The organism is Paenibacillus sp. J5 (genome assembly GCF_054955055.1).
Map to the genome: position 1 here is coordinate 158,394 of NZ_JBUEDD010000003.1, position 13,396 is coordinate 171,789.

Below are 13,396 nucleotides of genomic sequence, written 5' to 3' on the forward strand. Positions count from 1 at the left end.
GTCTGCAAACCTCTTCAAGGGGCAACGATCACCGCAGCCCTGTGAAGATTGAAGACACCCCCCATAGTAGAAGGAGGAGCAGATATGGATAATATAGCGGGCATGATTGATCATACCTTATTGAAGGCGGATGCGACGCAGGAGGCCATTGTGCAGCTTGCAGCAGAGGCCAAGCAATATGGCTTTGCTTCGGTATGCGTGAATCCGGCGTGGGTCAAGATTGCTGCGGAGGAGCTTGCGGGGACTGAGGTGAAGGTCTGCACTGTTATCGGATTTCCTCTGGGCGCCTCCGCCACCGCGGTCAAGGCTTATGAGACACGAGCGGCGATTGCAGATGGAGCGCAGGAGGTCGATATGGTCATCGCTGTCGGTGCGCTCAAGAGCGGGCTTGCGGCGGAGGTCGAGCAGGATATACGTGCTGTGGTGGAGGCTGCTGCGGGGCAGGCGCTGGTCAAGGTTATCATCGAGACCAGTCTGCTGACAGACAGGGAGAAGGAGCTGGCCTGTGAGCTGGCGGCTCTTGCCGGTGCAGATTATGTCAAGACATCCACCGGCTTCTCTACTGGCGGAGCAACGGCTGCTGATGTGGCGCTTATGCGTGCGGCGATCCCTGCGCAGATGAAGGTCAAGGCATCGGGCGGCATCCGCAGCTATGAGGATGCGAGAGCAATGATGGAAGCCGGCGCATCGAGGCTGGGCTGCAGCTCGGGCGTACAGATTATGCAGGGGCTGCGCGCGGCATCGGATTACTAGAGGGGGCGGACGGCAGGCTATAACACCAGCTTCGCCCCTTCTCACCTTCGTACAGAAAGGAACGTGCAGATGAAGGAGCAACTTATGCAGGAGGCGCGCAGAGCGCGTCAGCAAGCGTACATCCCGTATTCCGGGTTCGCGGTCGGAGCAGCGGTGCTTGCCGGGGACGGGAAAGTCTATCATGGCTGCAATATCGAGAATGCTTCGTATGGTCTGACCAATTGTGCGGAGCGCACGGCAATCTTCAAGGCGGTATCAGAGGGGCAGCGCAAGCTCGATGCGGTCGCGGTCATTGCGGATACGGATGGTCCGGTATCTCCATGCGGCGCATGTCGGCAGGTGCTGGCTGAATTTTGCGATGAGCATACGCGAATCTATCTGGGCAATCTGCGCGGCGAGGTGGAGGAATGGACGATGGCGCAGCTACTGCCGGGGGCATTCCGGGCAGACGATATGAAGGGTTAAGGAGGCGGAACACATGGCAGTATTTAAGCGGGTTCATCTGGTTGTGCTCGATTCCGTAGGGATCGGGGAGGCGCCGGATGCCGCGCAGTTCGACGATGTGGATGTGGATACGCTCGGACATATCGCGGAGGCTTGCGGCGGGCTGGATATGCCGAATATGGCTCGTCTGGGGTTGTCCAACATTCGGCCCATTCCTGGCATTGCCCCGGCGGCTCAACCGCAGGCGTATTATACCAGGATGCAGGAGGCATCGAGCGGCAAGGATACGATGACGGGTCATTGGGAGATTATGGGGCTGCGCATCGATACGCCCTTTCGCGTGTTCCCGAATGGCTTTCCTGCTGAGCTGATCGACCGGATCGAGCAGCATACGGGGCGCAAGGTAATTGGCAACAAGCCTGCCAGCGGGACAGAGATTATCGCCGAGCTGGGCGAGGAGCAGATGAAGACAGGAGCGCTTATCGTCTATACCTCGGCTGATTCCGTGCTGCAGATTGCTGCTCATGAGGAGATTATTCCGCTGCAGGAGCTGTATGCCATCTGCGACTATTGCCGAGAGATTACCCGTGAAGACCCGTATATGCTGGGCCGCATCATTGCCCGTCCTTATGTGGGCTCGCCTGGCGCGTTCAAGCGCACAGCCAATCGCCATGATTATGCCTTGAAGCCGTTCGGCCGCACCGTGATGAACGAGCTGAAGGATGCGGGACTGGAGGTCATCGCCCTGGGCAAAATCAATGATATATACGATGGCGAAGGGGTCACGCGCGCGATCCGCACCGCCTCCAATATGGACGGCATGGATCAACTGGTGAAGGTGCTGGATGAGCGCTTCACAGGACTGAGCTTCCTCAATCTGGTGGACTTCGATGCTCTATATGGTCATCGGCGCGACCCGCAGGGTTACGGGCGAGCGCTGGAGGAATATGATGCCAGACTGCCTGAGGCGCTCGCCAGGCTGGATGACGAAGACCTGCTCATTATCACTGCCGATCACGGCAACGATCCGACGTACAAGGGCACCGATCATACCCGTGAATATGTGCCGCTGCTCGTCTACTCGCCGCGCTTCCAGCAAGGCGGGAGGGAGCTTGAGCTTCGCCGCACCTTTGCGGATATTGGAGCCACGGTAGCGGAGAATTTTGGCGTGTCGATGCCAGAGCATGGCACAAGCTTCTTGAGGGAGCTGTCCTGAAGGCAGGCGGCTCGGTGAGCTGAAGCGATAGAGCGGCCGCGGGCTGACCCCGGCGGCAGTCACAAGGCGGCAGGACGGCAACTGCGAGATGCAGGGGAGCCGTACATACGAATGAACTATCGGAGGTGCAGCGGATGAGAATGGTGGATCTGATACAGAAGAAGCGCAATGGCCTGGAGCTGACGGCAGAGGAAATACGGTTCATTATCGAGGGTTACACGAAGGACGAGATTCCCGACTACCAGATCAGCGCCTGGGCGATGGCGGTTTTTTTTCAGGATATGACCGAGCAGGAGCGGGCAGACCTGACGATGGCTATGGTGGAGTCGGGCGATACGATCAATCTGTCAGCCATTGAGGGAACCAAGGTCGACAAGCATTCTACCGGAGGCGTCGGCGATACGACGACGCTGGTGCTGGCGCCGCTCGTCGCAGCGCTGGATGTTCCTGTGGCGAAGATGTCCGGCAGAGGACTGGGACATACCGGAGGCACAATCGATAAGCTGGAGGCGATCGCGGGCTTCCATGTGGAGCTGGATACGGAGCAGTTCACCGAGCTGGTGAACCGGAACAAGCTGGCGGTGGTCGGTCAGTCGGGCAATCTGACGCCCGCGGACAAGAAGCTGTATGCGCTGCGTGATGTGACGGCGACCGTCGAGTCGATCCCGCTGATCGCCAGCTCGATTATGAGCAAGAAGATTGCTGCCGGAGCCGATGCGATCGTGCTGGATGTCAAGGCGGGGGCCGGCGCCTTCATGAAGACGGTGGAGGAGGCGCGCAAGCTGGCGCAGGCGATGGTGAACATCGGCAACCGCGTCGGGCGCCAGACGATGGCTGTCATCTCCGATATGAGCCAGCCGCTGGGCCATGCGATCGGTAACGCGCTGGAGGTGCGTGAGGCGATCGATACGCTGCGCGGCGAGGGACCGAAGGATCTGGAGGCGCTCTGCCTGGCGCTGGGGCGGCAGATGGTCTATCTGGCGGGCAAGGCGGGCACGCTGGAGGAGGCGGAGGAGCTGCTGAGGGAGGCTATCCGTAGCGGGAGCGCACTGGAGAAGTTCAAGGTGTTCGTCGCCAGTCAGGGAGGCGACCCGTCTATTGTCGATGATCCAGCCAAGCTGCCGCAGGCGCCCTATCAGATTGAAGTCGAGGCGCGTGCGGATGGGGTGGTATCGGCGATGACTGCTGATGAGATCGGGCGAGCCGCTATGCTCCTCGGCGCAGGCCGGGCAACCAAGGAGGCGCAGATTGATCTGGCAGTTGGAATCGTGCTGAACAAGAAGATCGGCGACCCGGTGAAGGTCGGCGAATCGCTGGCCACCTTGCATGCAAGCCAAGAGCAGGTGGGGGAGGTTGCAGAGCTGATACGCGCCCATATCCAGATTGCAGGGCACGCGGAAGCACCGCCGCTGATCTATGATACGATAGTAGAATAATCTATGCAGTTGCAGTAGAGCGCCTCTTGCCACATCGGCAGGAGGCGCTTTTTAATTTGTATAGTTTTGGGATAGATTCGGTTGCTATACTCCGAAAGTGTAGTAATTGGTTTGGTTATCTATTATCCAAAATAATGTGGGAGGTATGGAATATGTCTTATAGGCAAGAAGGATACTGGCACAGGCTGCTGACGATGTTGTTAGTGCTGACATTAGTGCTGGTGAGCATGTCGGGCGCATTGGCGCCGGGATATGCGCAGGCAGAGCCTGGACAACAGGGTATAATTACATCGGCAGGGAAGACAACATCCTGGGGCGGGAGTAAGGTGCAGGTCGACCCGAATCTGACCCTGACACTGGCAGAGCCGACCTTGGACAGTGCCACGGTGATGATTAATAATCCACAGCCTGGCGATCTGCTGCAAGTGGAAGCGGATCATACGGGGATAGAGGTAGCTTTCAAAGCACAGACAGGTATCCTCACTCTGCTGGGGAGCGCCTCGGTGGAGAAATATCAGGAGGTGCTGCGGAGTGTTGAGTTTGTGACGACTTCAACCGAGCAGGTTGATCGAACAGTCAGCTTCACACTTGGCAATGCCCTTCCTTTTAGCGGGAACGGTCATTATTATGAATATATTACGCAGAGCTCGGCGATTACATGGGAGAATGCGAGAAGCGCAGCCGCCCAGAGAGAGCACTTTGGCCGTCAGGGCTATCTGGTTACGATTAGCAATGTAGAAGAGAATAATTTTATTCAGCAGAAAACATTAGGGATTGGCTGGATCGGCGCCAAGGACATCAGCCATCCGGCAGGAGACTGGCGTTGGGTCACAGGGCCGGAAGGGCTGATGGACTCCGGGAAGGGTCTGGCGTTCTGGAAGGGCTATACAAGTGGTGGCGGTAATTATGGGCCTGTAGCCGAACAGTACAATAACTGGGCTGCGGGCGAGCCGAACAATTCCTCTGGCGAATGGGTAGCGCATATTTTCGGCCCAGGCTCTAATCAGGGGCAATGGAATGATTTCCATCCCAATAATACTTCTGTGCGGGGATATATTGTGGAGTACGGGGGCATGCCGGAGGATGATACGTCTGTGAATATCAGTGCATCCAAGACGGTAGCCTATGCGGCTGTAGATAAGGAAGCGCTCCAGACTGAAGTGGATGATCTGGATTCGGGTGTTCAGGCAGGAACGCTTAATGAGGAGCATTACACGACGGATTCATGGGGGGCGCTCCAGGCGCAATGGGCGGCTGCTAATGCGGTCCTGACTGCCTCTGGAGTGACACAGGCTCAGGTCGACAAGGCGCTAAGCGATCTGAAGCAAGCGCGTGCGGCATTGGTTAGCAAGAAGCCGCTCCAGGATCGAACCGAGGAGATCAGAGCGGAAAATCTGACGGAAGCCGATTACTATGCGACGAACTGGCAGCAACTGCAGGCAGCGTTGGATGCAGCCGAGCTGGTGCTGGCTCAGAATGATGCTACCAAGGAGCAGTTGGCAGCGGCATTGGAGCGGGTGAATCAGGCCAGAGCAGGCTTGGTGGATAAGGAAGCGCTGGACAATCGCGCGCTGGAGCTGAAGCAGTTGAATCCGGCGAATTATTATCCGGAGAACTGGCAGGCGCTGGAGGCTGCGCTGGAGCATGCAGATGCAGTGTTGGGGCGCACCGATGCGACCCAGACGGAGGTAGATGCCGCGCTGGCTGCATTGAACATAGCACGAGAGGCGCTAGTGGAGAAGAGCGCGCTGCAGGCTCGCGTAACCGAGCTCAAGCCGTTGAACCGGGACGACTACAGCCCGGACAACTATGAGAAGCTGGAATATGCGCTGGAGGTAGCGGAGCGCGTGCTGGCGGATGCGGACGCGACCCAGATTGAAGTGGATGACGCGCTGGGCAAGCTGAATGCGGCGCGCGCCAATCTCGTCGATTACGAAGCGCTGCGCGGCAGTGTGAGCCGAATCACGGAGGAGGCGCTGAATGCCGCGCACTATACCACGGGCAGTTGGGCAGAGCTGCAGAGCCAGTTGAATGCGGCGCGTAGCGTACTGGCAGATAGCAGTGCGACGCAGCGAGAAGTGGATGCAGCTCAGGCGAGCCTGGATGCAGCGCGTGAGCGGCTGGTACGCACGTTAGGGCTGCAACAGAAGGCTGCTGTTGTCAAGGCGCTCAACGAGACCGACTACTATCCAGAGAACTGGAGCAATTTGCAGTCTGCTTTGGCGGATGCAGAGCAGATACTGAGCAATGGTACAGCCACTCAGGAGGATATAGATGCTGCGCTAGCACGCCTGGATGAGGCCCACAAGGGGCTGGTTGAGAAGGCTGCGCTGGGGGAGAAGGCGCTGGAAGTTGAAGGGCTGAACGAAACAGACTATGAGCCAGCCGACTGGTTGGCGCTTGAGAACGCACTGGCGGAAGCACACGCGGCGCTCGACAACCCGAATGCGACCCAGACAGCCGTGGATCAGGCTTATGCCAAGCTGGAGGCGGCACGGGTGGCGCTGGTGGACAAGCGTGAGCTTCAGGCAAAGCAGGATGCGATTATGGCAGAGAAGCTGAAGGCTGGCACGTATACCCTTGCGACGTGGGGGGCACTGGAAGCGGCCTTGGCGGAAGCAACGAGAGTATTGGACAAGGCGAATGCTACACCAGCCGAAGTAGCGGCAGCTCTGTCGAATCTGACAGAAGCCAGAGAGAAGCTGACGCTCCGTCCATATTATCCGTCAGCCCCTGTTGCACCGTCCGTGTCATGGGGAGCGGAGGGCAGCAGCGGATCAGACAAGCAGATTATTCCGGTCGATGTCGAAGCGGGAGCAGGAAATCTGAATACGACGAAGGTCGAACTGGAGCGCACGACAGCCTCCGATGGGAAGATTACGGATCGGGTTGTGTTCACGCCAGAGAAGGCGAAGGAAGCGATCGGCCGTGCGGAGGGGCAGGAAGACAAGGTCGTGCGGATTGTAATTCCAGATACGAAGGATGAAGTGAGTGAAGTGAAGGTGGATGTGCCCGCAGCCACAGTCGCCCAGTTGAAGGGGAGTCAGGTGGATGTGGAAATCTTCAGCGAGAATGGCATAGTACGTGTGCCAAGCAGTTCGTTGAACGACGTGAACGGAGACCTTTACTTCCGCCTTGTGCCGGTTAAGGATCAAGCAGGACGCGATGCTCTGACTGAGCGGGCAGCGACAGAGGCTGTCCAGAAGCTGGCAGGATCGGAGCAGGTGCGCGTGCTGTCTCGTCCGGTGAAGGTGGAGACGAATCTGCAGAGCCGCGAAGCGGAGCTGACGCTGCCGTTGACCGGGATGACACTGCCAGCCGATGCAGCAGAGCGGGCGGCGTTCCTTGAGAAGCTGGCGATCTATGCAGAGCTTGCGGATGGCACTCAACAGATCATAACGCCAGAGATCGTCACGCTTGCCAATGGCGAGCAGGGCTTGCGGTTCGTATCGAACACATTCGGCGTCTATGCGATTGTCCAACTGGGCGAGGGAGAAGCAGTCCATGAGCCGTATATCAGGGCATATCCAGATGGACTCTTCCGCCCTGACCAGGCGGTGACACGGGCGGAGATGGCCTCGATGCTGGTGCGTCTGAATGGGCTGTCCAAAGCGGAAACACTAGGCAGCAGCTTTGCGGATGTGAGCGAGAGCCACTGGGCAAGCCAGACCATTGCACAAGCGAGCAAGGCTGGGCTATTGCGCGGGTATGCCGACGGAACCTTCCGGGCGGAGGGGGGCGTTACCCGTGCGGAGATGGCCGTGATCATCTTCAATCAGTTGAAGCTCACCGTGGGCGAATCGCCTTCCAGCTTCAGCGACGTCCCAGCGAACCATTGGGCGAGCAACATGATTGCAGCGGTGCAGTCGACAGGCTTGCTGCCAGGGAAATCAGACGGCAGGTTTGATCTGGATGGAAAGGTGACACGCGCAGAAGCAGTGACCATTCTGAATCAGTTATTTGACCGGGCGCCACATTTGGAGGGAACGCTGGAGGTATGGCCTGACGTTGATGCGAGCTATTGGGCATACAGCGACATCGTTGAAGCTTCGACGAAGCATAGCTATAGCGTGGTACAGCCGTAATTCGATAGACTATTGAGCAGGTTTTCTGCAAAGTTCAGCCTCCTTATCCACTGTACAGATGGATAAGGAGGCTTTAGTTGTCTATTGCATCGGTTGTCTGGAAGCGACCCTTCGACAAACGAAGCGCAGACTCTGAGGCCTCATAGCCTGTAGTCTGCGCTTATTTGTATTGGACATCCTGTTGCGGCAGCAGTTACAATCAGGCAGAGCATACTGCACGAATAGACAGCCTTCGGCATGAATCATTGTTTTTTGTCAATTGTTTCGAAAGCATACTTACTTAAACTATGTAATTGTATTAAAATAATGGGGGATACAATAATGTTGGCGCGCAGGCAAGCTGCAGGACGTATGCTTTACAGAAGCGGCTCCTCCCAAGGAGGCGTACCTACAGCTTGATGCCAGCCTGAGGGCTGGACAGTGCAGTTGGATATAGAATATAGTTACATGGACTACATAAATATTCCCTAATTCGCTAGGTCATGTCTTCACCCCCCGAAGGAACAGATTGCGCCCGAAGGGTCATTCCACACAAGGCGGTTTCTCGCAGGCACACTTGAGGCATGTTCAGGGAATGTAATGCATCCCAGGCGAAGAGGCGGTAAAGGAAGTCCTTGAGCGGGGTTGAAGACACGCCCTAGAGTACGTTGCGGTTAGGGCAGCAAGGTAGGGGTATTCCAATGAGAGCGATATTGGTTGATGATGAGAAATTGGCCTTGATGCATCTGAAGAAGATGCTGGAGCGCGATGTGCAAGGTGTCGAGGTCGTCGGCATGTTTACAGATCCGGTTCAGGTGCTGGATGAAGCCAAGAAGCTGAGTCCCGATGTAATGTTTTTGGATATCCAGATGCCGGAGATCAATGGATTGGAGATGGGGGAGCAGTTGCAGCTTCAACTGCCCTCCACTGAGATAGTCTTTGTTACCGGGTATGATCAATATGCGGTTCAGGCATTTGATCTGTGCGCCTTGGACTATCTCATGAAACCGATTAACCGTGAGCGCCTGAGGAAGACCGTGGATCGGCTGCGCGCGCGGCTGGATACACATAAGCCCGTCTACAGCCGAGACAGCCAGGTTATGCTGCACTGCTTCCAATCATTGAAGCTGCAACTGCAAGGTGGCGAGCCAGAGTTGATCCGATGGCGTACTAACAAGGCGCAAGAGCTGTTCGCCTACCTGCTGCATAGCCGCCAGCGGATGGTTAACCGCGATACGCTGATCGAGTTGTTCTGGCCGGATATTGAACCAGATCGCGGAGCAACGCAACTATACACGACTATCTATCTGATCCGTCGTGTGCTCAAGACCTTTAATGCTGGAATCGATCTCCAGAAGGGACGGCTGGACGCCGGATACAAGCTGGATATTGGCGATGTGTTGATCGATTCGGAGGAGTGGGAGCGGCAGCTCAAGGAGCTGCCTCCGCTGGATGTCCGGTCTGCGCCGCTGCATGAGCGGATACTGTTCGAATATAAAGGCGACTACTTCGGCGATTACGGCTATCTCTGGGCGGAGCCGGAGCGTGAGCGTCTGCGACGTCTGTGGATTCATCATGTGCAGCAGCTCAGTGAATTCTATTATGAGCGCTCCCTGCTGTCATCGGCCATATCGATTAACCAGTTCTACCAGCAGCTCTATCCGCTGGATGAGCAGAGCTACTATAACCTGATGCGCTGCTATGCAGCCGGAGGGAAGACGGTCGGTGTAGAACAGCAATATGATCTGCTCAGCTCGCGGCTGGAGCTGGAGCTGGATATGAAAGTGAGCAGTGAAATCAGGCGATGGTATGAGCAGTGGCGGTCAGAGCGTGGCGTGTCGTAGTTAGGACATCTATGTCATGTTTAGCTACGTTGTGTAGCAATGCAGAGTGTGATGTGCGGGAGAACGGAATGAAGGCCTCATCTTGTCGTCGTCGGCAGGATGAGGCCTTCATTCGGTTAGGAACAAGCCAAGGCAGGCGCCAGGCTGAATCCGCTAGCAGGGAGGCTGCATCTATGGCCCGCCCGTGACGGGGCCAATCGTATTCGTGGCATCATCCCTGCGGTAGGCCATACTGCGGCTGCTGCTATACAGCGCTTATCAGAGCTGCATGTTACGCATTTATGGCAGGAGAGCTGGCCTTCTGACCATAGAAAACGGTAAAGTCAAACGATTTGTACAAGCAATCGACATCGGTAAAGCCCGCCTGCTCCATCCATGAGAGCTGGTCAGCAACCGTGGCGTTGATGTCCAGCGCTCTGCGGCGCAGCGAGGCCTCGATGGAGCTTGCCGCGAGTCCGCTGGCGTGCACCGACTCCAGCCACCGCTTGCGGTAGTAAGCATCTGCTGCCGCGGTATGTCCTGCAGCCTGATCCGCATTGACGAAGGCGCCGCCGTCCCGCAGCCAGGAGTGCACCTTGCCAAACAGCCGCTGCTTCAGCGGATGGGGCAGATGGTGGATGGACAGGGAGGAGACGACGAAGTCATAACCGCCATCCAGCTCCATCTCCGTGTAGTCCGCGATCAGATAGTCGATGCGATCCGACGATCCGAAGCGTTCCTTGGCTACGGCGATCATGCTGTCGCTCAGGTCGACCAGCGTCAGTTGCGCCGCCGGATATTTCTCCAGTATCATCGCGGCGAACAAGCCGGTTCCTGTTCCCAGGTCAAGGATGCGGGGAGAGGGGGAGGCGCTGTCTACCAAGGACAGTGCCATTCCGTAGAAGTCGTCAAAGCAAGGGATGAGCTGCCGGCGTTCCGGGTCGTAGTGGCTGGCATTGGCATCAAAGAGCCGTTTGATATCGTCCTTCATCGATATAACCTCCTAACGTTTGAAGCTATTGTATAAGAAACGGTCACCTTATTGAAATATATAAAAGTTATTTTATTTATAGATTATACCTATAACAGGGGGGTATGCGCTCCTTCACTCCCCTCACCCCCAACAACTCCTCAAGCTGTGATCGGTCATATTCCTCCGCGAACCTCCCATATACTGTTAGGGTACAGAAGGGAAGGAGGGCGGATGGATGCAGGAAATTGAAGTGAGCTTTACCCAATTCGTAGATTTTACTCTCAAACGTGGGCAATCGAAGATCACCAAGGTGAAGCAGATTCGGAATAAGGAATACGATGCCGCCTATGACTTTTGGCGGGAATTGAAGGGGGGCATCAGCCACCAACTGCGCACAGGAGCGAATCTGGACAGTTTGGACGAGGTGATCGTTGAGGCGAATGAGCACAAGCGGCATCATTATGAGGAGGCAGTGCGTCAATACAAATGGTTCTGCCGCGGTAAGGAGCTGGAATGGTTCGAGCCGGAGGCAGCCAGTTGGCATTTCGGACGGCTTACGGTACGAGCAACGCCTGATCTGGGTCTGCGGATTAACGGTCAGCGTTATCTGATTAAGCTCTACTTCAAGGAAGCAACGCAGAAGCTTCAGAAGCGCACCGCGGCCGCGGCTCTGGCCTTGATGACCGCGGCCGCCGACACCACCACGGAGCAGCAGAAGGATACGATTTATGGGATGCTTAATCTGAAAAAGGCGGCGCTCTACCCGATGACTCCGGCGCAACTGAATGATGATCTGCTCCTGCTGCTGGAGGGGGAGGCCGCGCACTTTGTGCATCTATGGGAGCATCTGGAGAGCCGGGAGGCGCTGCAGCGCATGCTCTAGCTGACGCATAGGGACAGCCTGCAGCCACAGCTACCCGCGCGGAAGTTCCCGTGAGCGGCTGTGGCTGTCTCTATGCGAGCGCCCAGGCTTCTAGGCTGCCAGGTGTGCAGGTGTGTAGGTGTGCAGGCTGCCAGGTGTGCAGGCGAAAGTGCTGCCAACGCTGTCTATTGAGACCGTCCTCCCGGCAGGCGCACGAACGAACGGTCTTGGGTGAGCGAGGGATGTCTGTCCGGGCTTAGCACTGCTGGGCTTAGCACTTCCGGGCTTCAAGCAGACGGGATGCGACGTGCTTCGGCTCTATCTGTGTGCATCCCCTTGTGGAGCGCCCACTTGCGCAGCTCCAGAACCTCCAGCCGTCCCTCGGCTGCCAGACGGATGCCCGTTGCCTGTGCGCCGGGATAGATGCGGGCGGTCATCGCGAGCTCTCCATGCTGCGCGAACACCTCTATGGACGAGCGGTCCATGAAGATACGCAGGTGGAGCTGCCCGTCCTCCGCGCGCACCGGCGCTGTGCGCACACCGCCCGGCCCTTGACCTGAGCGGCTTCGGTCAAGGATCAGTCGCTGCTGCTCCTGATCGTAGATGAGTCGCGTCTCCTCTCCTGTAGCAGGGTCTACCCGCATCAGCAGCTCTACGCGCCTCGTCTCCTGTGTCTGCAACAGCAGCTCCAGCTCGTAGACGTCGCCGGACAAGCCGAAGCGCTCCGTCAGGTCGATAGGGCCGCTTACAGACAGTCGGGGTGTCTCCGACAGCTCGGCACGCAATCGCGCCAGCTCCGGCACAGGTACGGTGAGCAGCCGTCCCTGCTCGTAGCGCAGCTCGCGCGGTAGCGTCATCGCCCCGGCCCAGCCTTCCTCTCGCTCCGGCATCTCGCTCTCCCACATCGCCATCCAGGCGATCATGATGCGCCTTCCGAGGCTATCCGTCGTCGTCTGCGGCGCATAGAAGTCAAAGCCATAATCCAGCATGGTGAAGGCTCCATGGGTGTAACGACCGGTGCGATAGTTCAGTTTCCCTTCGAAATAACCGGACTGATGCAGATTATGATAGTTGTCGGCGTCAGGCTTCATGCCCTGTGGAGATAAGATAAGCACGTCTTGCCCGTTCAGAGGGAATAAGTCAGGACATTCCCACATATAGCCGTATGGCTCCACGCCGCCCGCCAGCACCTGGACGAAGCTCCACTCCTTGAGATCAGGCGAAGCATACAGCAGCGCCTGACCCTGATGAGCCAGCGTGCGCGAGCCGAGAATCATATAGTAGCGGCCATCATGCCGCCACACCTTGGGGTCCCGAAAGTGATGCGGATGGATGTCGCCATCCGGTGCTGAGCGAATAACGGGATTGCCTGCATATTTCGTGAAGTGCCGTCCGTCTTCGCTTACAGCGAGGCACTGCACCTGCAACAGATCGGCATCACGGTTCTCGCCGGTCCACACATTGCCGGTGTAGAGCAGATAGAGCCTGCCATCCACTTCAATCGCGCTGCCGGAGAAGCAGCCGTCCAGGTCATACGCTTCACTGGGGGCGAGTGCAATCGGGGCATGATGCCAGTCCACTAGATTACTGCTGACAAGATGCCCCCAGTGCATATTGTCCCAATGGGGCGAGTAGGGGTGATGCTGGTAGAACAGATGGTATTCGCCATTAAAGTAGATAAAGCCGTTCGGGTCGTTCATCCAGCCCGCAGGCGGAGCGGCATGATACTGCGGATACCAGGCTCCGTTCGTTGCCCTTAAGCGGTGCTGCGCGAGCGAGCTCTCGGCCGCGGCAATGCGATCCTGATGATTCATCTTGTCACCTC

General features: G+C 57.3%; 9 protein-coding genes. 7 read left to right on the forward strand and 2 right to left on the reverse strand.

Annotation, left to right across the window (positions count from 1 at the left end; all coding sequences use genetic code 11):
• Nucleotides 1-84 precede the first annotated feature (84 nt).
• The 6 genes from deoC to ACY1JZ_RS06015 all read left to right on the forward strand — a co-directional run bounded on the left by deoC (nt 85) and on the right by ACY1JZ_RS06015 (nt 9,757).
• Complete coding sequence (gene deoC, locus ACY1JZ_RS05990; protein ID WP_462628481.1) at nt 85-753, forward strand: deoxyribose-phosphate aldolase; 669 nt, start codon at nt 85-87, stop codon at nt 751-753.
• Between the two features lie 63 nt (nt 754-816).
• Nucleotides 817-1,218: a cytidine deaminase gene (locus ACY1JZ_RS05995; RefSeq protein ID WP_462628482.1), complete on the forward strand. Its 402-nt coding sequence runs from the start codon at nt 817-819 to the stop codon at nt 1,216-1,218.
• 13 nt (nt 1,219-1,231) lie between these two features.
• The gene (deoB, locus tag ACY1JZ_RS06000; RefSeq protein ID WP_462628483.1) at nt 1,232-2,413 is read left to right on the forward strand and encodes a phosphopentomutase; all 1,182 of its coding nucleotides are present in this window, start codon (nt 1,232-1,234) and stop codon (nt 2,411-2,413) included.
• Nucleotides 2,414-2,547: 134 nt separating this feature from the next.
• On the forward strand, nt 2,548-3,849 hold the full coding sequence (locus ACY1JZ_RS06005; protein WP_462628484.1) for a pyrimidine-nucleoside phosphorylase: 1,302 nt from the start codon (nt 2,548-2,550) through the stop codon (nt 3,847-3,849).
• A 152-nt stretch (nt 3,850-4,001) separates the two neighbouring features.
• Nucleotides 4,002-7,934, forward strand: coding sequence for an S-layer homology domain-containing protein (locus tag ACY1JZ_RS06010; RefSeq protein ID WP_462628485.1), 3,933 nt, complete (start codon nt 4,002-4,004; stop codon nt 7,932-7,934).
• 680 nt (nt 7,935-8,614) lie between these two features.
• Nucleotides 8,615-9,757 (forward strand): response regulator, encoded by a 1,143-nt coding sequence (locus tag ACY1JZ_RS06015; RefSeq protein WP_270166595.1) that lies wholly within the window; start codon nt 8,615-8,617, stop codon nt 9,755-9,757.
• Between the two features lie 271 nt (nt 9,758-10,028).
• Here ACY1JZ_RS06015 and ACY1JZ_RS06020 read toward each other — a convergent pair whose 3' ends face one another.
• On the reverse strand, nt 10,029-10,727 hold the full coding sequence (locus ACY1JZ_RS06020; RefSeq protein ID WP_462628486.1) for a class I SAM-dependent methyltransferase: 699 nt from the start codon (nt 10,725-10,727) through the stop codon (nt 10,029-10,031).
• Nucleotides 10,728-10,944: 217 nt separating this feature from the next.
• On the opposite strand from ACY1JZ_RS06020, the gene ACY1JZ_RS06025 reads away from it, so the two are divergent.
• On the forward strand, nt 10,945-11,592 hold the full coding sequence (locus ACY1JZ_RS06025; RefSeq protein ID WP_462628487.1) for a hypothetical protein: 648 nt from the start codon (nt 10,945-10,947) through the stop codon (nt 11,590-11,592).
• 266 nt (nt 11,593-11,858) lie between these two features.
• Here ACY1JZ_RS06025 and ACY1JZ_RS06030 read toward each other — a convergent pair whose 3' ends face one another.
• A complete protein-coding gene (locus ACY1JZ_RS06030) occupies nt 11,859-13,385 on the reverse strand; it encodes a glycoside hydrolase family 32 protein (protein ID WP_462628488.1) in 1,527 nt (508 codons plus the stop codon).
• Nucleotides 13,386-13,396 lie beyond the last annotated feature (11 nt).